Origin of the sequence: Pseudoduganella aquatica, from assembly GCF_020865585.1 — a bacterium.
Taxonomy (GTDB): domain Bacteria; phylum Pseudomonadota; class Gammaproteobacteria; order Burkholderiales; family Burkholderiaceae_D; genus Rugamonas; species Rugamonas aquatica_A.
On the sequence record NZ_CP086370.1, the window covers coordinates 3,074,882 to 3,094,398 of the forward strand.

Genomic DNA, 19,517 nt, shown 5'->3' on the forward strand with positions numbered 1-19,517 from the left:
CCCTAAGATTTTCAGTGCGTAGGGCGGGTTAGGCGCAGCCGTAACCCGCCACTGTGCCGCCGCCCCTTACCACTTTTTAACATTGATTTACTCGCCACCGGGCGGCAAGCCCGGTAGACTCGGCGCAGGATAGCCACCCCCTGCGAAGGAAAGCCATGCGCCAGCCTGCTCTGCCGTTCGTCTTGTCCGTGACCCTCTCCTTATACCTGCTTGCCGGCTGCGGCGAGAAGCCGAAAGAGGCGCCGCCGCAGGGCGGGGCGCCGGTATCGGCCGCCGTGGTGGTGGAAAAGGACGTCACCGAAACCCAGGAATTCTCCGGCCGGCTCGAAGCCATCGAGCGCGTCGAAGTGCGGCCCCGCGTGGGCGGCTACATCACCGCCGTCAACTTCACCCCGGGCAGCATCGTGCGCAAGGGCGACGTGCTGTTCGTGATCGACCCGCGCCCCTACCAGGCGGCCCTGAGCGGCGCCGAGGCGGGGGCCGCGTCCAGCCGAGCCAAGGCGGACCTGGCCAAACTCGAGCTGACCCGCGCCGAACGCCTGTACGCCGACCGCGCCATCGCCCAGCGCGAACTGGACGAGCGCGCGGCGGGCCTGAAGCAGCTGGACGCGGACCTGCGCGCCGCCCAGGCCGCGCTGGAAACGGCGCGCCTGAACATGGCTTACACGCGCGTGCAGTCGCCCATTGCGGGCCGCGTCAGCAAGGCCGAAATCACCATCGGCAACCTGGTCGACACCACCGCCATGCTGACCTCCGTGGTCTCGGTGGACAAGATCTACGCCAGCTTCGACGGCGACGAGGAAACCTATCTGCGCGTGGGCCCGCTGGCGCACAAGGGCACGCCGGTAGCGGTGCGCGTGGGGCTGGCCAACGAACAGGGCTTCCCGCACGAGGGCAAGCTGGAATTCGTGGACAACCGGCTCGATCCGCAGTCCGGCAGCGTGCGCATGCGCGCCACCTTCGCCAACGCGGACAACGTCCTGGTGCCCGGCCTGTTCGCGCGGGTGCAGGTCAGCGGCGGGAAGGACGGCAAAGCCGGGCAGGCTTTGCTGATCAACGAGCGCGCCGTGGGCACGGACCAGAACCGCAAGTTCGTCTTCGTGGTGGGCAAGGACAGCAAGGCCGAGTACCGGCCGGTGGAACTGGGGCCGTCCATCGACGGCCTGCGCGTGGTGCGCTCCGGGCTGGCGAAAGGCGAGAAAATCGTGGTCGGCGGCCTGCAGCGCGTGCGGCCCGGCGCACCGATCACGCCGCAGATGGTCAGCATGGATTACGACCCGGCGGCCCCGCCCAAGCCTGAGAAGTCCGCCAAGGCCGGGGACAAGTCATGAACTTCTCCCGCTTCTTTGTCGACAAACCCATCTTCGCAGCCGTCCTGTCCATCATTATTTTCGTGGCGGGGCTGATTTCCATTATCGAGCTGCCCATCTCCGAATATCCGGACGTGGTGCCGCCGTCGGTGGTGGTGCGTGCGCAGTACCCCGGCGCGAATCCCAAGATCATTGCCGAAACCGTGGCCGCGCCGCTGGAGGAGCAGATCAACGGCGTCGAGAACATGCTCTATATGGACTCGAAAAACACCTCGGACGGCTCGCTGGCGCTGACGGTGACGTTCAAGATCGGCACCAACGTCGAGCAGGCCGAAACCCAGGTGCAGAACCGCGTGCAGCGCGCCTTGCCGCGTTTGCCCGAGGAGGTGCGCCAGATCGGCGTGACCACCGTGAAGTCCTCGCCCAACCTGACCATGGTGGCCCACCTGGTGTCGCCCAACGGCCGCTACGACGACGTCTACCTGCGCAACTACGCGGTGCTGAACGTGAAGGACCAGCTGGCGCGCATCCCCGGCATGGGCGAGGTGCAGCTGTTCGGCGCGGGCGACTACGCCATGCGCGTCTGGCTCGATCCGCAGAAAGTCGCCGCGCGCAACCTCACCGCCAACGACGTGGTGCAGGCCATCCGCGAGCAGAACGTGCAGGTGGCGGCGGGCGTGATCGGCGCTGCGCCGTCGCGCGGCTCCGAGTTCCAGCTGACGGTGAACACGCAGGGCAGGCTGAAATCGCTGGAGGATTTCGGCGCCATCGTCATCAAGACCAGCACCGACGGCGCCACCACGCTGCTGCGCGACGTGGCGCGGGTAGAGTTGGGCTCCAATTCCTATTCCCTGCGTTCGCTGCTGAACAACAAGTCGGCCGCAGCCATCGGTATCTTCGAGGCGCCCGGCGCGAATGCGCTGCAGTTGTCGACCGACGTGCGCAAGACGCTGGCCGAGCTGAAAAAGGACTTCCCCGAGGGCGTGGACTTCGACGTGGTGTACGACCCCACCCAGTTCGTGCGCGAATCCATCAAGGCCGTTATCCATACGCTGCTGGAGGCGGTGGCGCTGGTGGTGCTGGTGGTGATCGTGTTCCTGCAGACCTGGCGCGCGTCGATTATTCCGCTGCTGGCTGTGCCGGTGTCCATCGTCGGCACTTTCGCGGTGATGCTGATGTTCGGCTTTTCCATCAACACGCTGTCGCTGTTCGGACTGGTGCTGGCCATCGGCATCGTGGTGGACGACGCCATCGTGGTGGTGGAGAACGTGGAGCGCAATATCGCCAACGGACTGTCCCCGCGCGACGCCACCATCCAGGCCATGAAGGAGGTGAGCGGGCCGATTATCGCCATCGCGCTGGTGCTGTGCGCCGTCTTCGTGCCGATTGCCTTCGTGTCCGGCCTGTCCGGCCAGTTCTACCGCCAGTTCGCCCTGACCATCGCGATATCGACGGTGATCTCGGCATTCAGCTCGCTCACGCTAGCGCCCGCGCTGGCCGCCTCGCTGCTGCAGCCGCACGACGCGCCCAGGGACCCGCTCACGAAACTGATGGACAAGCTGTTCGGCCGCTTCTTCGGCTGGTTCAACCGGGTCTTCGGCCGCGCCTCAGCGCGCTACGAGGACGGCGTGGGCGGCGTGCTGAAACGGAAGGCGGGCGCGGTCGGCGTCTACCTGCTGCTGGTGGTGGCGGCCGGCTTCATGTTCCGCGCCGTGCCGGAAGGCTTTGTTCCGGGGCAGGACAAGCAGTACCTGGTGGGCTTCGCGCAGCTTCCGGACGCCGCCTCGCTGGACCGCACCGACTCGGTGATACGCCGCATGTCCGACATCGCCACCGGCGTGCCGGGCGTGCAGGATTCGATCGCCTTCCCGGGCCTGTCCATCAACGGCTTCACCAACGCGCCCAATGCTGGCATCGTCTTTGTCGGGCTCAAGCCCTTCCATGAGCGGCATGGCGCCGCCGAGTCCGGGCTGGGCATCGCGGCGGAAGTGAACAAGCGCATGGGGGCGATACAGGACGCCTTCATCATGGTCTTCCCGCCGCCGCCGGTGAATGGCCTGGGCACCATAGGCGGCTTCAAGATGATGATAGAGGACAGGGGCAACCTGGGCTATGACGAGTTGTACAAGGCGGTGCAGGCCTTGCAGATGAAAGCCTGGCAGGAGCCCAAGCTGGCGGGCGTGTTCTCCAGCTACCAGATCAACGTGCCGCAGCTGTTCGCCGACATCGACCGCACCCGCGCCAAGCAGCTGGGCGTGGCGCTGCCCACCATTTACCAGACCTTGCAGATCAATCTGGGCTCGCTGTACGTGAACGACTTCAACCAGTTCGGCCGCACCTACCAGGTGCGCGTGCAGGCGGACGCGCAGTTCCGCTCGCGCGTGGAGCAGATGGCGCAGCTCAAGGTGCGCAGCGACAAGGGCGAGATGATACCGCTGTCGTCGCTGATGCGCGTGAGCGATACCTACGGGCCGGATATGGTGCAGCGCTATAACGCCTACGTGGCGGCGGACCTGAACGGCGGCCCGGCGCCGGGCGTGTCGTCCGGGCAGGCGCAGGAGGCGCTGGAGAAGCTGGCGCGCGAAGTGCTGCCCAAGGGGATCAGCTATGAATGGACCGAGCTGACCTACCAGGACATCCTGTCCGGGAACACCATGATCTACGTGTTCCCGCTGTGCGTGCTGCTGGTTTTCCTGGTGCTGGCGGCGCAATACGAGAGCTGGACGCTGCCGCTGGCGGTGATCCTGATCGTGCCCATGTCCATCCTGTGCGCGCTGCTGGGCGTGAAGCTCACGCATGGCGACAACAATGTGTTCACGCAGATTGCGCTGTTCGTGCTGGTGGGGCTGGCGTCCAAGAACGCCATCCTGATCGTGGAGTTCGCGCGCGAGCTGGAGGACCACGGCCGCACCATCTTGCAGGCCGCGCTGGAGGCCTGCCGTTTGCGTCTGCGTCCGATTTTGATGACGTCCATCGCCTTCATCATGGGCGTGCTGCCGCTGGTGTTCTCCAGCGGCGCGGGCTCGGAAATGCGCCATGCGATGGGTGTGGCGGTGTTTGCCGGCATGCTGGGCGTGACCTTCTTCGGCCTGTTCCTCACGCCGGTGTTCTACGTCATCCTGCGCACCTTCGCGCATCGTTTCGAGCGCGTGCCGCACAAGGACAGGGCGAAGAACCAGCCGCACTAGACGGCGATTACTGTGGCGGCGCCGCCTTCACGTCGAATTTCTGCGCGATGGCGCTGATGGTGCCGTCGCGCAGCAACTGGCTCAGTGCCTGGTTGAAGCGCTCCGCCAGTTCCGGTGGCATGCGTGTGCGCGACAGGCCGATGTAGTACTCGGTCTTCTTCACTTCTCCGATCTGGCGCAGGCCCGCGTCGCCATCCTGCTTCAGCAAAAACCGCCCCAGCTCCTTGTTGATGACCACCACCGCCTTGCTGCCGTAGCGTCCCTGGCGCAGCTTGCGCAGCGCGGTCTGGTTGTCCACTTCGATCTCCACCCGGCTGTTGGGCGCCAGCCGGCCCAGCTCCTCGGCGGTGACGGACGTGCCGGAAGGGCCGTAGCCGGCCACCGTGTAGCCCGCCAGGTCGGCGGGACTGGTGTAGCGCACGGTGGTGCCCGGCGTGGTGTACAGCACATAGGCCGACTGCAGGACCGGCGGCCCCATATTAAAGGCCACCGTGCGCTCCGGTGTTTTCAGCAGCATCAGCATGCCGTCCGCCGTGCCGCCGCTCATCATGGCAAAGGCGCGGCGCCAGGGATAGACCTCGGCTTTGCACTCGACCTTGATGGAAGCGCAAACGGCCTGCAGAACTTCGGGGAAAAAACCGTCCGGCTTGTTGGTGCCGTTGGTGGTCAGCGGAGGGAAGGGCTGCATGACAAAGGTAAGGACCTGCGGCTGCGCAGCGCCTGCGGAAAGCGGCAATAGAAGTGGCAACAGAAGCGATAGCATTCGCAGCTGATGCGGCAGTTTCATGGCGGCCCTCGATTGAATGCGATTCCCGACTATAAGCTGATTTTCGGTATGAATCAACCTGCAACCGGCACGTTGCTGACTGGCTGCGGCGGTTCGACTATGATGCTGCTTTGGCGTGGATAACGATGGGGCGGTTTTGATTACGAGTGCGTTGCTGGCGTCTGTGCCAGGAGTGGAACATGGGTTTGGCACGGCGGCGGGCCTGGTGCCGGAAGTGCTGCAGGCCGCGTGGGAACTGCGGCCGGACAAGCGCCAGGTGCATGGCACGCGGTCGGTGCGCATCACCGGGCCGCAGCAGGCGGCCGGCGAGGCCGACGCTTTTTACACCTCTGCCGCAGGCATACCCGTCAGCGTGATCACTGCCGACTGCGTGCCGCTGCTGATGGCGCGGCGCGACGGCGGCATGGCCGCTGCGCTGCACGCGGGCTGGCGCGGCCTGTATGCCGGCATTATCGGCCAGTTCTGGCAGGAGATGCGCGAACGCGGCGAACGGCCGTCCGAGTGGGTGGCCGCCATCGGTCCGACCATTTGCGCGCCGTGCTACGAGGTGAGCGAGGAGCTGGCGCAGGACTTTACGCGCCACTATGCCGGACTGCCAGCCGCCACGGTGGTGCCCACGCACCGCCATCTGGATCTGCGCGCGGTGGCGCAATACGAGCTGGAACGCGCCGGAATGGGCGCGTTTGAGCATGTGGGCGGCTGCACCTGCTGCGCGCGCCGCGCGGACGGTGAACTGGCTTTCCGCAGCTACCGGCGCGGCGACCGCAATTCGCAGCAGCATGCGGGTTTGCTGATCCGTAGCTGAGAACTTTGTTAGCTGCTTAACCGTGGCGCGTGGCCGGCGGGTGTAAAGTTGGCGCCATGAGCGACTCACTCAAAACCTACAAGGCCAAGCGCAACTTCGACGTGACGCCCGAACCTGCCGAGGGAGGCGAGGAGGGCGGCGAGAACCTGTCGTTCGTCATCCAGAAGCACTGGGCCTCGCGGCTGCATTACGACTTCCGCCTGGAGCTGGACGGCGCCATGAAGAGCTGGGCCGTGCCGAAAGGTCCCAGCTACGACACGCACGACAAGCGCATGGCCGTGCATGTGGAGGATCATCCCATTTCCTACAACAGCTTCGAGGGCACCATACCGGAGAAGCAGTATGGGGCGGGCAAGGTCATTATCTGGGACAAGGGAACCTGGCATCCGCTGGTGGATCCGCACAAGGGCTACAAGGCGGGCAGCCTGAAGTTCGAACTGCGCGGCCACAAGATGCACGGGCGCTGGGCGCTGGTGCGGATGAAGGGGCGGGGCGAGAAGCAGGAGGCCTGGCTGCTCATCAAGGAGAAAGACGAGTACGCGCGGCCCGCCGCCGAATTCAGCGTGGTGGACGAGATGCCGGACAGCGTGAAAAAGCTCGGCATGCCCAAGGCTGCGAGCCAGCGCTCAGCCAGCGCCAAGCCGGCCGCCAAGGCGGCGGATGCTGCCGAAGCCGCGCCGGCCCGCGAGCTGCCCGCCACGCTGTCTCCCGAACTGGCCACGCTGGTGGACAAGCCGCCCTCCAGCCCGCAGGACTGGCTGTTCGAGATCAAGTTCGACGGCTACCGCATCCTGGCGCGGGTGGACGGCAAGGACGTGCAGCTGTTCACCCGCAACGGCAACGACTGGACCCACAAGCTCAAGCCCCTGCAAGCCGCACTGCTGAAAATGAAGCTGCCCTCCGGCTGGTATGACGGCGAAATTGTCGTGCATGACGAGACAGGGAGGCCGGATTTCGGCCTTCTGCAGCAATCCTTCGACAACGAAAAAACCGAAGATATTGTTTATTTCGTTTTCGACGCTCCCTACCTGGACGGCCATGACTTGCGCAGCGTGCCGCTGGAGCAGCGGCGCGCGCTGCTGTCCGCCGTCATGACAAAACACGGTACGGATACGGTGCGCCTGAGCGCGCAGATCGACGCGCTGCCGGAGGAAATGGTGGCCGCCGCCTGCAAAATGGGCCTGGAAGGCATTATCGGGAAACGGCGCGACTCGGCCTATACCTCCCGCCGTTCGGGCGACTGGATCAAGCTCAAATGCGGCCAGCGGCAGGAGTTCGTCATCGGCGGCTATACCGACCCGCAGGGCTCGCGCACCGGCATCGGTTCGCTGCTGCTCGGTACGCACGGCAAGGACGGCAAGCTGCACTACGCGGGCAATGTGGGCAGCGGCTTCAATCAAGCCAGCCTGGCCGCGCTGAGGGCCAGCCTGGAGAAGCTGGCGGTCGACGAAAACCCGTTTGCGTCCACGCGCGCCATTGCCAAAAAAGCGCACTGGGTCAAGCCGACGCTGGTGGCGGAGGTCAGCTTCGGCGAATGGACGCGCAGCGGCTCGGTGCGGCACGCCGTGTTCCAGGGGCTGCGCAAGGACAAGCTGCCCCGCATGATCATGCGCGAGCAGCCGGCGCACCTTGAAGATCTGGCACATGCGGAGCCTGGGAAGCCCGCGCGGAAGACGGCCCGGAACCGCGTCGGCGCCAGCGCAAAAGCCAGCGCGAAGCCCAGAGAGGCCGATGCCGCCACGCCGGCGCTGCACGGCACGCTGCCGGACACGTTGAAAGTCACGAATCCGGACCGTGTGATCGATGCGGAAAGCGGCACGACCAAGATTGCGCTTGTGCGCTACTACGCGCTGGTGGGCGAGCTGATGATGGAACATCTGAAGGAGCGGCCAGTATCGCTGGTGCGGGCTCCTGCGGGCGTGGGCGGAGAGCTGTTCTTCCAGAAGCACGCCGACGTGGCCAAAATGCCGGGCCTGAAGCATCTGGACCAGGCGCTGGACCCGGACCATCCGCCCATGCTGGCAGTTGGCAGTGTGGAGGGCCTGCTGTCGGCCGCGCAGTGGAACGTGGTTGAAATCCACACCCAGAACGCCGTCGCGCGCAGCTACGAAAAGCCGAACCGCATGATCTTCGACCTGGACCCCGGCAAAGGCGTGGAATGGCCCGCAATCCAGGAGGCGGCGGAACTGGTGCATGCCTTCCTCGCCGAATTGGGACTTCCCGCTTTTCTTAAGACCAGCGGCGGCAAGGGCCTGCACGTGGTGGTGCCGATCAAGCCCGCGTATGGCTGGGACACGGTGAAGGCGTTCTCGCAAGCCATCGTCGAGCATGTGGCGGGCGCGCTGCCGGACCGGTTCTCGTTCAAGAGCGGGCCGAAAAACCGGGTGGGCAAGATCTATATCGACTACCTGCGCAATGGCCGTGGTGCCACCACGGTGTGCGCATGGTCGGCGCGCACGCGGCCGGGACTGGGCATTTCGGTGCCCGTCCGCTGGGACGAGCTGCCCAAGCTGAAAGGCGGCGACCACTGGACGGTGGCCACCGTGCACCAGCGGCTGGACGAGGGCAACGCGCCGTGGGACGACTACGCCTCCAGCGCGAAGAGCATCACTGCAGCGATGAAGCAGTTGGGATTCAAGCCGGAAGACTAGCGGCAGGGCGGGGCGCCGAGGTCAGGCTGCGCGGCGCACGCGCGTGGACGCCGCCGTGGAGCGGGGCTTGGCCGCCTTCTTGGCCGCAGGTTTCGCAGCGGTCTTCGCTGCCGTCCTGGCTGCGGCCTTCGCCGCAGGCTTGGCGGCGGGTTTGGCCGCAGCCCGCGCCGGCGCATCGGCTTTCGGCGCCTTCTCCTTGCCGCCCAGGCTCTGCTTGAGCAGCGCCACCAGGTCCACCACGTTGCTGCTGGCGGGCTTTTCCTTCTCCGGCGCGGCAACGGTGATCGACTTGGTTTGCTTCGCCTTCACTTTCTTCTCGACCAGTGCCAGCACGTCGTTCTTGTACGTATCGTGGTACTGCTCGGGATTCCATTCCTCCGTCATGCCCTCCACCAGCGACAGGGCCATCTGCAGCTCCTTGTCGGTGATGCCGGCCGACTTGAGCGTTTTCGGCGGCAGCTTCAGCTCTTCGGTGCTGCGGATCTCTTCGGCGAAGCGCAAGGTGTTGAGCACGATGCCGTCGTCCACGCACACCAGCGCGCACAGGTGCTGGCGCACGCGTATCACCACCGTGGCGATGGCGATGCGGCCGGCCTTGCGCAAGGTCTCGCGCAGCAGCGCGTAGACCTTGCCGCCGCCGCGTCCCGGCGCCAGGTAGTAGGGCGTTTCGAAGTAGGTCAGCGGCACGTCGGCGGCGTCCACGAAGGCCAGGATGTCGATGGTCTGCGTGGCCGCCACGTTGGCCTGGCGCAGATCCTCGTCGGACAGCACCACGTACTCGTCCTGCTTGTACTCGTAGCCCTTGACGATGTTGTCCCACACGACTTCCTTGCCGGTGTTCTTGTTGTAGCGCTTGAAGCCGATGGGCGAGAAGTCGCGCCGGTCCAGCATGGTCAGGTCCAGGTCATGCGACTGCACCGCCGTGTGCATCTCGACCGGAATGTGCACCAGCCCGAAGCTGATGGCGCCTTTCCACAATGCGCGTGCCATGGGACCGTCCTCCTAGTTGCCTACGCTGCCGGTCACCGGCAGCACGATGCCCGTGATATAGCTGGAACAGCAGGGCGCCGCCAGGAACACATAGGACGGCGCCAGCTCTTCCGGCTGCGCCGGGCGTTTCATGTCGGTGGAGGCGCCGAACTGCGCGATCTTGTCCGGCGGCTGGTCGGCCGGATTGAGCGGCGTCCAGACCGGGCCGGGCGCCACCGCGTTCACGCGTATGCCCTTGTCCAGCAGGTTGGACGCCAGCGACATGGTGAAGGCGTGGATGGCGCCCTTGGTGGTGGAATAGTCCAGCAGGTGCGCCGAGCCTTGCAGCCCCGTCACCGAGCCGGTGTTGATAATGGACGCGCCGCGCTGCAGGTGCGGTTCCACCGCCTTGGCCATGTGGAAGTAACCATATACGTTGGTGCGCATGGTGAGGTCGAAGCGCTCCTCGGACAGCTCGGCCAGCGAGCCGGCATGCGCCTGGAAGGCCGCGTTGTTGACCAGGATGTCGATATGGCCGAACTCCGCCAGCACCTCATCCACGGCGCGGCGGCAGAAGGCCGGGTCGCTCACGTCGCCGGGCAGCAGCAGGCAGCTCTGGCCCTCGGCCTCCACGAAGCGCTTGGTTTCGGCCGCGTCCCCGTGTTCGTCCAGGTAGATGATGGCCACGTCCGCCCCCTCGCGCGCGTACAGCACCGCCACCGAACGGCCTATGCCCGAATCGCCGCCGGTGATGATGGCGGCCATGCCGGCCAGCTTGCCGCTGCCGCGATAGTCCGGCGCCAGGAAGCGCGGCCGCAGCTCCATGTCCGCTTCGCTGCCGGGCTTTTGCAGGTGCTGCCTGGGTAGGGGCGGGCTGGGCTGGTCGTGGTGGCCGGTCTGCACGGCATCCCGGCTGGCCTTCTGCTGGCCCCGGGACTGGTCGCGCTGGTCCTGCTCTTGCTGCACAGCACGTTGCATGCTGGCGGCGGACTGCGGCGCCTTGTTTTCCGATTGTGCCATGGTGCTCTCCTTCGTCTGCAAGCTGCCAGTATTGGGAAGGATGGCGTGGACAACCGTGCGGTTTCACACATAAATCTGGTTTTTTAACCCACATACGTTGCTAACTATGAACTTTATGGCAAACTGTAGAGGCCATACTTATAAGAATGCTTTGGGGATATCTCATGACCGCAGAAATCGACAGCCATGCCCGGCGCGTGGGGCTCTTTCTCAACCTGGCAGGCGAGCGGCGCGGCGAGTTCCAAGCCAGTTGCGGCGAGCTGTTCAACCGTTTGCTGCTGACGGAAACCTTCGATGGCGCCACCGCCATGCTGGCGCGCCAGCCGGTGGACCTGCTGGTACTCGACCTGGACGGCTTCGACGACAGCGGCGACCTGTCCGCCGCCAGCGCGCTGGTGCGTGCCCGGCAGGGTGCACCGGTGCTGGTTTTATGTCCCTACGGAAACACCGCCTGGCTGCCCGAACTGATGGCGGCCGGACCGCTGACTTACCGCATCAGTCCGCTGTTGAGCGAAGACCTGCAGCAGTCGGTGAGCCAGGCGCTAACGGCGCCGCTGGACGCGGCCGCCGCGCAACAGCAGGCGCTGCTGGACAAGGAGAAAGAGCTGCGCGACCTGCTGGCCATCCAGCGCGGCGTACAGCGCGCGCTGACCGGCATGGACGAGCTGGGCACAATGGCCGCGCGCATCTGCACCGCGCTGTGCAGCTTCCCCGGCGTGCGGCACGCGGCGCTGTTCCACATGCAGGAGCGCGGCAACCTGGTGCTGGCGGCGCAGGAGGCGCGCAACCATCTGGACATGGCGCGGCTGCTGCAGCGCAGCGAGCGGCTGCTGCAGTCGCCGCTGTCGGACACCTTCCCGCCGCTGATGGCGGTGGGCAGCGGCGACATGGTGCTGCTGGACGCGCCGGAAAAAGCGGGCGACCCCGAGCTGGCCATGCAGCTGCACGACAAGGGCGTGCGCATGGTGCTGGCGCTGCCGCTGCGCAGCGAGGCGGGCGGGCCGGTGCAGGGCGCCGTCAGCCTGATGTTCGACCGCCACATTGCGTTTTCGCGCGAGCAGTTTTCCGGCCTGGGCAGCCTGGCGCAGTTCATCAGTTTCGGGCTCGCGATGAGCGAGCTCAAGCACCAGAACGACGCGCTGGCTGGCAAGCTGACGCAGATCACGACGGTGGATGCGCTGACGGGTGCGGTGAACCGGCGCCACGGCGAGGCCGAGCTGGACAACGAAATCCGGCGCGCGCGGCGCTACGGCATGCCGCTGGGCGTGATCGCGTTCGACATCGACAACTTCCGTTCGGTGAACGACATCTACGGCTACCCCTGTGGCGACCAGGCCTTGCGCACGGTGGCGCAGACGGTGCTGAGCCGGTTGCGCACGTCGGACCAGCTGGTGCGGATGCGGGGCGAGGAATTCCTGATCATCGCCACGCACACGGCCGCGATCGACGCGCTGAAGCTGGCCGAAAAGCTGCGCGAGACCATCGCCACCACCGAGCTGCCGGGCTGCGAAATGGTGACGATCAGCCTGGGCGTGGCGCAAGCCGGCCCGGAAGAGGGCGCCAGCACCCTGCTGGAGCGCCTGGACGCCGCCCTGCACCGCGCCAAGCGCGCCGGCCGCAACTGTGTCGAACTCGCCATGGCCTCCTGATCCCTGGCCAGCCTCAGCCGCATTTCCCCCAATTCGGGGTCAGACCCCGGATGGCACAGGATGCGGCTCAGCTCGCTTGCCTTATTGGGCGGCAGCTGGCCAATTGTCGCTGGAGTCCTACGGGATCTGCCATCCCATCCCATCTGGATTCCTGTATTCCTACAAGCAGCCTGAGCCGCATTTCCCGCGTCCGGGGTCTGACCCCGAAATGGGGGAAATGCGGCTGAGGTTGCTTGGCTTAGAGTGCTTCGAGGATGGTGGCGACGCCTTGGCCGCCGCCGACGCACTGGGTGGCCAGCGCGTAGCGGCCTTGCTGGCGCGCCAGCAGCGCGGCGGCTTTGCCGGTGATGCGCGCGCCGGTGGCGCCCAGCGGGTGGCCGATGGCCATGCCGCCGCCGTCGATGTTGACGATCGCCGGATCGATGCCCAGCTCGCGCACGCTGGCCAGCGCCTGGGAGGCGAACGCTTCGTTGATTTCCGCCACGTCCAGCTGCGCCGCCGTGATGCCGGCCTGCGCCAGCGCCTTGCGCGTGGCCGGCACCGGCCCGATGCCCATCACCGCCGGGTCCACGCCCGTCGACGCCATGCCGATAATGCGCGCGCTTGGCTTCAGGCCGTGCTTGCGCGCGAACGCTTCGCTCGTCACCAGCACCGCCGAGGCGCCGTCGGTCAGCGGCGAGGACGTGCCCGCCGTCACCACGCCGTCGTCGCGGAACACCGGCTTCAGGCCGGCCAGCGCTTCCAGCGAGGTGCCGGGACGGATGCAGCCGTCTTCGCTCACCAGCTCGCCTGCGGCCGTGCGCACCGGCACAATCTCGTCCGCCAGCAGGCCGGACTCGCGCGCCGTGGCCGCTTTCCGGTGCGATTCAAAGGCCATCCGCTCCTGGTCGCCGCGCGCCACCTCATAGCGGCTGGCGACGTTTTCGGCGGTGTCGCCCATGCTGATGTAGGTGTCGCTGTGCTCGTATAGCTGCGGATTGGGCGAGAAGTTGAAGCCGCCCTGCGGCACCATCGTCATCGATTCCACGCCCACGCACAGGTAGGCCTCGCCCAGCCCGGCCTCTATCTGCGCGGCGGCAATGTGGATGGCGGACATGGACGAGCCGCAGAAGCGGTTCACCGTCATCCCCGGCACTTCGAACGGGAAGCCGGCCAGCAGCGACACCACGCGCGCCAGGTTGTTGCCCTGTGACGATTCCGGATAGGCGCAGCCCAGGATCACGTCGTCCAGCAGCGCCGGGTCGAGGCCGGTGCGCTGCATCAGGCCTTGCACCACCTGGGCGGCGAGGTCGTCGGGACGGGTTTCGGCCAGCTTGCCTTTGCGGGCGAAATGGAAGGGGGAGCGCGCGTAGGCGCTGATCACGGCTTTCATAGTGGCTCCTTAAATTACGATCATCATCAATGATTCATATATTACGGCCGTAATGTATAATGTCAAGCAGAACTTGGCGACGGGGAGGGCATCATGAAGGCGAGCAGGGAGCAGGCGGCGTTGAACCGCGAGCGGATTGTGGAGACGGCGGCCAGGCTGTTCCGCGAGAAGGGTTTTGACGGCATCGGCGTGGCCGATTTGATGAAGGGCGCGGGCTTGACGCACGGCGGCTTTTACGGCCACTTCGCTTCCAAGGAGGTGCTGCTGGCGGAAGCCACCGCCAAGGCGCTGGAGAAGTCGCTGATGAAGTGGCGCAAGCTGGCCGATGGCGCGCCGGCGCGGCCGGTGGCGGCCATCGCCGAGTCCTATCTGTCGGTGGCGCACCGCGATTGCCCGGGCCGGGGCTGCGCCGTCAGCACCCTGGGCACCGATGCGGCGCGTTCCGGTCCGGAAGTGCGGCAGGCCATGGCGGCCGGCGTGCAGGCGCAGCTCAAGCTGCTGGCCGAGCTGGAGCCGGGCGCGGACGCCGCCGCCCAACGCCAGCGCGCCATCGCCGATTACGCCAGCATGGTGGGCGGCTTGGTGCTGTCGCGCGTGATGGCGGACCCGGCGCAGTCTGAGGAAGTGCTGGCGGCGGTGCTGGCGGAGCTGGAGCAGGGCCGCTAGAGGCAGTGCGGGTGCTTTGCGGCGGGATGGCTGCGGAGCAAGAAAAACGGGTATATTGTTATTTAATAAACCCGGAGGCCGCATGCAACTCTTGAACAGTCTGATCAACCGTAGCATCCGCAGCACCTTATTCATGGGCGTCCTGGCCTTTCACGGGCTGGTGGTGTTTCCCGTGGTGCTGGGCGCAGTTCGCGATGGCGAGAAAATGGCCGAGTCTTTGCCGCCCGCGGAGCGGAGCGGCGTGGTCGGCCGCACCTTGTCCGCGGTGCGAGACAATTATGTGTTCCCGGAGCGGACGCCACGGATCGAGGCGGATGTGCACCGCCGGAATGCGGCAGGTGAGTATGACGCCGCCGAAAGCGGCCACGAGCTGGCGCGCAGCATCAGCGAAGACATGCAAGTCGCCGCCGACGATAATGCCTTGCTGCTGGAATATCTGGCGCTGCCTGTCCTGGGCGAAACGCCGCCCGGCACGGTGCGCGACGTGGAGCCGCTGGAGGCCTGGCCGCAGAGCTGGATCACGCGCGTGCGCCGCTCCTGGGACAGCGGCGGGGTCTGGAATGTGAAAGTCCTGGACGGCAACGTGGGCTTCCTGCAGATCCACAAATTCGACCATTTTTACAATGCGCGCGGCAAGTACGCCGAAGCGATGGACAAGCTCAAGGATACGCGGGCCGTCATCATCGACCTGCGGCAAAACGCCGGCGGCTGGCCCGAAGCGGTGAACACTTTCGCCACCTACTTTTTCGACCAGCGCGTGCATCTGGACGACATCTATTACCGCAAGCAGGACCTCACCGTGCAGAACTGGACCGATGCCGAGCCGCTGGGGCCGCGCTACGGCGCAAAGCGGCCGGTCTATATCCTGACCTCGCCCAACACGCACGGCGCGGCGGAGTCCTTCGCTTATTCCATGCAAAAAATGGGGAGGGCGACCGTGATAGGCCGGGCGACCAGGGGCAGCGCTCACCTGTCGGACCGTTTCCCCCTGTCCGAGCACTTCCAGGCCTGGGTTCCCGTCGCGCGCGCCGTCAACGCCACCACGGGCGGAAACTGGCAAAGCAGCGGCGTCAAGCCCGACGTCGAAGCGATCCGCAAGGACGCCATGGAAATAGCGCGGCGCATGGCTATGGAAACGGCCGGGATGGCGCTTGCCCGATAAGCACTGTGGCCGTCAGGGCAGTCGACGCGGTGGCGCCTGCGCAGGTGCTGCTGCCGCTGTAGCCGAAACTGCCGCAGGCGGGCCGTATGGCGGATTGTAGCGGGAGGCAAACCAGACTGCGCCCGTCAGCAGTGCGATCGCGCCGATAATGCGCCATGTCATGCCATGCAGCGCTTTTCCCAAATCTGCCTTTGTGACGAGATAGCTCGCCGATAAGGATCAAGCGGCTTCTATATCTGTTTTCCTTATATCCATATGCGTTGCCCGTATGGTAGGCTTCGCTTATTTCCAGGGGAGGACGGGTTAGAGCATGCTGCATTGGTTGAGGCAATACCGGCGTGCCATGCTGCCGGGCGACATGAGCGCCGGTATCGTGGTGGCGATGATGATGATCCCGCAGGGCATGGCGTACGCGCTGGTTGCCGGCTTGCCGCCGGTGGCGGGGATATACGCCAGCATTTTGCCTCCCCTGGCCTACGCTCTCTTTGGCAGCAGCATGACCCAGTCCGTCGGCCCCATGGCCATCGTGTCGCTGATGACGGCGGCGGTGATCGCGCCGCTGGCGCCGGCCGGCTCGGCGCTGTACGGGGTGCTGGCCGCGCAGCTGGCGCTGGTGGCGGGCGTGGTGCTGCTGGTGTGCGGCGCGCTGCGCATGGGCTTTCTGGCCAATTTCTTCTCGCGCCCCGTGATGAGCGGCTTCACCGTCGGCTCGGCCATCGTCATTGCCGGCGGCCAGCTCAAGCCCCTGCTGGGCGCTTCCTTCCCGCAATTCCACACGCCCAGCGCCGTGCTGGGCGGCGTGTCCTTGCTACTGCTTTTGCTGGGCAAACGCTATCTGGCGCGCCTGCTGCAGCGCTGCGGCCTGTCCGCCGCGCACGCGGACCTGGGCGGACGCCTGGCGCCCATGCTGGTGGTGCTGGCCGCCACCGCCGCCATGCCGCTGCTGGGTTTGCAGGCGCTGGGCATCCACGCCACCGGCGCCGTGCCTTCCGGCCTGCCGGAGCTGAACCTGGCCACTTCCAGCAGCCACTGGCGCGCGCTCTTGCAGCCGGGCCTGCTGATCGGTTTTATCGTGTTCCTGATGAGCATGTCCGCCGCCCAGACCCTGGCGCTCAAGCGCAACGAAAAGCTGGTGAGCAACCAGGAGCTGTTCGGCCTGGGCGCGGCCAATGTGGCCAGCATGGTGTCCGGCGGCTTCCCGGTCACGGGCAGCATTTCGCGCTCGGCGGTGAATTTCTCGGCCGGCGCCAACACGCCGCTGGCCAGCGTGATCACCGCTGTGCTGCTGGCGGCGGCGCTGGTGGCACCCACCGGCTGGCTGGCGCTGCTGCCGCTGCCCACGCTGGCGGCGACTATTATCGTGGCCGTGCTGGGCATGCTGGAGTTCGATACGCTGCGCATGGCCTGGCGCTATGACAGGGGCGACGCCGCCGCCTGGGCGGTCACCGCCGCCGGCGTGCTGGCGCTGGGCGTGGAGGCGGGCGTGGTGATCGGCGTATTATTGTCGATGGGCACGCTGATCTGGCGCGCCAGCCGGCCCCATATCGCCGTGCTGGGCCGCATCGCGGGCAGCGAGCACTTCCGCAATATCGAGCGTTACGCCGCCCAGACCCAGTCGGACATCCTGGTGCTGCGCATCGACGCCAACCTGTTCTTCGGCAACGTGGAGGCGGTGAGTGAGCGTATCGAGGAGGAGCTGCGCACCCATCCGTCCGCGCGCCACGTGGTGCTGGTGATGACCGCCGTCAGTTCGATCGACACCACGGCGCTGTTTGCGCTGTCGGAATGGAACGCCAGCATGCGCCGGCGCGGCGTGTGCATGCACCTGGCCGAGGTGAAGGGGCCGGTGATGGACCGTTTGCGCGAGAGCGACCTGCCGGCGCAGCTGAGCGGTCCCATCTTCCTGAGCACGGCCATGGCCTGCAACGCCTTGCAGGAATGCCGCGAGGGCGGCGTGGCGGAATACATTTAGGAGCCGGTATGCAGGATCAGGTCTACCGTCCGGGCGATTCGCCCGGCAGCGTCGAGCGCCGCGCAGCCAAGCTGCTGTGCGCCGCCTTCAACCGCGAGGACGACGTCGCCAGGCGCGCCGAAATCCTCGAGCAGCTGCTGCGCAAGCCGAACAACGCCCACTTCGAGGCGCCGTTTTTCTGCGACTACGGCTACAACATTACCGTGGGCGATCACTGCTTCGCCAACCACAACCTGGTGATACTGGACTGCGCGCCGGTCACGCTGGGCAACCACGTGCTGATCGGCCCGAATACCGTGATTTCGGCCGCCAGCCATCCGGTGGACCCGGTGGCGCGCGCGGCCGGCGTGTTCGAGGCGCTGCCCATCACCATAGGCAACCATGTGTGGATAGGCGCCAACGTCACCATCCTGCACGGCGTGACCATAGGCGACAACTGCACCATAGGCGCCGGCAGCGTGGTGGCCAAGTCCATCCCGGCCAACAGCCTGGCGGTGGGCAACCCTTGCCGGGTGGTGCGCGCCATCCCTTAGGTAAAATCTATCGCTTCGGTAAAAACAATTGTCTTTCAATGTTAAATGAGAATCGTTATTATTCAGTGACTGATCCAGACATTGAAACGAGGCTCACCATGATTACCGCAGCGAAAAAAGTCAGCCAGGTTGCCGCCCACACCGGCATTGCATTCGGCCTGATGTACGTCCTGACCGGCTCCGTCGTGTTCGGCGGGCTCGCTGCGGTGCTGGAGCCTGTGGTCAATGTGCTGCTGCTGCCTTTCCACGAGCGCGCCTGGCACAAGCTGCGCGCCCGCGCCGTGCAGGCCCGCGAGCGCTACGCGGCGCTGGCCGGCGAGAAGGTCAGCCAGACCATCATGCACGCGGCGGTGGCCTTCCTGATGCTGTGGTGGGCAACCGGCTCGATGGCGGTGGGCGGCCTGGCTGCCGTGCTGGAGCCGGTGCTGAACGTGGTCGCCTTGCCTCTCCATGACCGCCTGTGGGACAAGCTGGAACTGCGCCTGGCGGCCCAGCCCGCCGCAGCGGCGGCCTGAATCGGCGGACGGCGGCCGCGGCGGTTTGGTACACTGCGTCCTTTTCCTCGCTTCAAGGTAGTTCCATGCCGCACCCAACTGAGCTGCGCGCCTATGCGCTGCAATGCCTGCTCGAAACCGATCCCGCCATGAAAGCCGCCGCCGTGGCGGCCATGGCGCAAGCCTGGGCCGAGGGCGTTCTTGCGCTGGACCCGGCGCACGACCCGGCCGCCGCGCCGGCGTCCGAACTGCCCATCCCGGGCCGTCCCGTGCGTCCGGAACTGGTGCCGCCGCGCCTGGTGGGCCGCCGCTCGATGGCGACGCTGGAGGGCAGGGCGATGCTGGTGCATGCGCTGTCCCATATCGAATTCAACGCGGTGAACCTGGCGCTGGACGCGCTGTGGCGCTTCCCCGGCATGCCGGCCGAGTACTACACCGACTGGCTGCGCGTGGCCAGGGAGGAGGCTTACCACTACTCCATGCTGGCCGCGCACCTGCAAACCCTGGGCTACCAGTACGGCGATTTCAGCGCCCACGACAGCCTGTGGGAGATGGTGGAGCGCACACGCGAGGACATCACGGCGCGCATGGCGCTGGTGCCGCGCACGCTGGAGGCGCGCGGCCTGGACGCCATTCCGCCGCTGCGCGCCAAGATCGCGCAGGCGGGCGACATGGCGGCCGCCGCCATCCTGGACATCATCCTGCGCGACGAGATCGGCCATGTGGAGATCGGCAACCGCTGGTACGGCTACCTGTGCGAACAGCGCGGACTGGAGCCGCGCGCCACCTACGACGAGCTCGCCGCGCGCTATCGGGCGCCCACGCCCAAGGGGCCGTTCAACCTGGAAGCGCGCCGTAAGGCCGGCTTCAGCGAGGCGGAACTGGACCGGCTGCAGTCGGCGTAAGTAGCCGGCCACGCCGCCGCCATGTTGCCTCGGC

General features: G+C 66.3%; 15 protein-coding genes. 11 read left to right on the forward strand and 4 right to left on the reverse strand.

Annotated features, from left to right (window positions below; all coding sequences use genetic code 11):
* Window positions 1-155: 155 nt before the first annotated feature.
* Window positions 156-1,331 carry an efflux RND transporter periplasmic adaptor subunit gene (locus tag KT882_RS13720; protein ID WP_161073563.1) on the forward strand — a complete coding sequence of 392 codons (1,176 nt, stop codon included), beginning with the start codon at window positions 156-158 and terminating at the stop codon, window positions 1,329-1,331.
* A complete protein-coding gene (locus KT882_RS13725; RefSeq protein ID WP_161073564.1) occupies window positions 1,328-4,498 on the forward strand; it encodes an efflux RND transporter permease subunit in 3,171 nt (1,056 codons plus the stop codon). Before KT882_RS13720 ends, KT882_RS13725 begins: the two co-directional genes overlap by 4 nt.
* A gap of 7 nt (window positions 4,499-4,505) precedes the next feature.
* On the opposite strand, the gene KT882_RS13730 is transcribed toward KT882_RS13725, so the two are convergent.
* Complete coding sequence (locus tag KT882_RS13730) at window positions 4,506-5,186, reverse strand: substrate-binding periplasmic protein (protein ID WP_228896216.1); 681 nt, start codon at window positions 5,184-5,186, stop codon at window positions 4,506-4,508.
* A gap of 271 nt (window positions 5,187-5,457) precedes the next feature.
* Between KT882_RS13730 and KT882_RS13735 the strand changes: the two genes are divergently transcribed.
* Together KT882_RS13735 and ligD are read left to right on the forward strand one after the other, a co-directional pair.
* Complete coding sequence (locus tag KT882_RS13735) at window positions 5,458-6,090, forward strand: polyphenol oxidase family protein (protein ID WP_161073566.1); 633 nt, start codon at window positions 5,458-5,460, stop codon at window positions 6,088-6,090.
* Window positions 6,091-6,146: 56 nt separating this feature from the next.
* A complete protein-coding gene (ligD, locus tag KT882_RS13740) occupies window positions 6,147-8,741 on the forward strand; it encodes a DNA ligase D (protein ID WP_228896217.1) in 2,595 nt (864 codons plus the stop codon).
* A 21-nt stretch (window positions 8,742-8,762) separates the two neighbouring features.
* On the opposite strand, the gene ku is transcribed toward ligD, so the two are convergent.
* Window positions 8,763-9,731, reverse strand: a complete 969-nt coding sequence (gene ku, locus KT882_RS13745) for a non-homologous end joining protein Ku (protein ID WP_161073568.1) — start codon at window positions 9,729-9,731, stop codon at window positions 8,763-8,765.
* A 12-nt stretch (window positions 9,732-9,743) separates the two neighbouring features.
* On the reverse strand, window positions 9,744-10,730 hold the full coding sequence (locus KT882_RS13750; protein WP_161073569.1) for an SDR family oxidoreductase: 987 nt from the start codon (window positions 10,728-10,730) through the stop codon (window positions 9,744-9,746).
* A gap of 164 nt (window positions 10,731-10,894) precedes the next feature.
* Between KT882_RS13750 and KT882_RS13755 the strand changes: the two genes are divergently transcribed.
* A complete protein-coding gene (locus tag KT882_RS13755; RefSeq protein WP_161073570.1) occupies window positions 10,895-12,379 on the forward strand; it encodes a GGDEF domain-containing protein in 1,485 nt (494 codons plus the stop codon).
* Between the two features lie 238 nt (window positions 12,380-12,617).
* Here KT882_RS13755 and KT882_RS13760 read toward each other — a convergent pair whose 3' ends face one another.
* On the reverse strand, window positions 12,618-13,751 hold the full coding sequence (locus KT882_RS13760) for a thiolase family protein (RefSeq protein WP_161073571.1): 1,134 nt from the start codon (window positions 13,749-13,751) through the stop codon (window positions 12,618-12,620).
* Between the two features lie 93 nt (window positions 13,752-13,844).
* Between KT882_RS13760 and KT882_RS30655 the strand changes: the two genes are divergently transcribed.
* The 6 genes from KT882_RS30655 to KT882_RS13795 all read left to right on the forward strand — a co-directional run bounded on the left by KT882_RS30655 (window position 13,845) and on the right by KT882_RS13795 (window position 19,483).
* On the forward strand, window positions 13,845-14,417 hold the full coding sequence (locus KT882_RS30655) for a TetR/AcrR family transcriptional regulator (protein ID WP_267478649.1): 573 nt from the start codon (window positions 13,845-13,847) through the stop codon (window positions 14,415-14,417).
* An 82-nt stretch (window positions 14,418-14,499) separates the two neighbouring features.
* Window positions 14,500-15,579, forward strand: coding sequence for a S41 family peptidase (locus KT882_RS13775; protein ID WP_228896218.1), 1,080 nt, complete (start codon window positions 14,500-14,502; stop codon window positions 15,577-15,579).
* A 310-nt stretch (window positions 15,580-15,889) separates the two neighbouring features.
* A complete protein-coding gene (locus tag KT882_RS13780) occupies window positions 15,890-17,551 on the forward strand; it encodes a SulP family inorganic anion transporter (RefSeq protein WP_161073574.1) in 1,662 nt (553 codons plus the stop codon).
* Between the two features lie 8 nt (window positions 17,552-17,559).
* Entirely contained in the window at window positions 17,560-18,084 is a 525-nt protein-coding gene (locus KT882_RS13785) for a sugar O-acetyltransferase (protein ID WP_187358759.1), read from the forward strand.
* A 98-nt stretch (window positions 18,085-18,182) separates the two neighbouring features.
* Window positions 18,183-18,599, forward strand: coding sequence for a DUF2061 domain-containing protein (locus KT882_RS13790; protein ID WP_228896219.1), 417 nt, complete (start codon window positions 18,183-18,185; stop codon window positions 18,597-18,599).
* Window positions 18,600-18,664: 65 nt separating this feature from the next.
* Complete coding sequence (locus KT882_RS13795; protein ID WP_228896221.1) at window positions 18,665-19,483, forward strand: ferritin-like domain-containing protein; 819 nt, start codon at window positions 18,665-18,667, stop codon at window positions 19,481-19,483.
* Window positions 19,484-19,517 lie beyond the last annotated feature (34 nt).

Coding starts and splice junctions, on each gene's coding strand:
- KT882_RS13730 (WP_228896216.1), bottom strand. CDS start 5,186: ATGCAGCCCTTCCCTCCGCTGACCACCAACGGCACCAACAAGCCGGAC.
- KT882_RS30655 (WP_267478649.1), top strand. CDS start 13,845: ATGAAGGCGAGCAGGGAGCAGGCGGCGTTGAACCGCGAGCGGATTGTG.
- KT882_RS13775 (WP_228896218.1), top strand. CDS start 14,500: ATGCAACTCTTGAACAGTCTGATCAACCGTAGCATCCGCAGCACCTTA.
- KT882_RS13760 (WP_161073571.1), bottom strand. CDS start 13,751: ATGAAAGCCGTGATCAGCGCCTACGCGCGCTCCCCCTTCCATTTCGCC.
- KT882_RS13720 (WP_161073563.1), top strand. CDS start 156: ATGCGCCAGCCTGCTCTGCCGTTCGTCTTGTCCGTGACCCTCTCCTTA.
- KT882_RS13795 (WP_228896221.1), top strand. CDS start 18,665: ATGCCGCACCCAACTGAGCTGCGCGCCTATGCGCTGCAATGCCTGCTC.
- KT882_RS13790 (WP_228896219.1), top strand. CDS start 18,183: ATGATTACCGCAGCGAAAAAAGTCAGCCAGGTTGCCGCCCACACCGGC.
- KT882_RS13780 (WP_161073574.1), top strand. CDS start 15,890: ATGCTGCATTGGTTGAGGCAATACCGGCGTGCCATGCTGCCGGGCGAC.
- KT882_RS13785 (WP_187358759.1), top strand. CDS start 17,560: ATGCAGGATCAGGTCTACCGTCCGGGCGATTCGCCCGGCAGCGTCGAG.
- ligD (WP_228896217.1), top strand. CDS start 6,147: ATGAGCGACTCACTCAAAACCTACAAGGCCAAGCGCAACTTCGACGTG.
- ku (WP_161073568.1), bottom strand. CDS start 9,731: ATGGCACGCGCATTGTGGAAAGGCGCCATCAGCTTCGGGCTGGTGCAC.
- KT882_RS13750 (WP_161073569.1), bottom strand. CDS start 10,730: ATGGCACAATCGGAAAACAAGGCGCCGCAGTCCGCCGCCAGCATGCAA.
- KT882_RS13725 (WP_161073564.1), top strand. CDS start 1,328: ATGAACTTCTCCCGCTTCTTTGTCGACAAACCCATCTTCGCAGCCGTC.
- KT882_RS13755 (WP_161073570.1), top strand. CDS start 10,895: ATGACCGCAGAAATCGACAGCCATGCCCGGCGCGTGGGGCTCTTTCTC.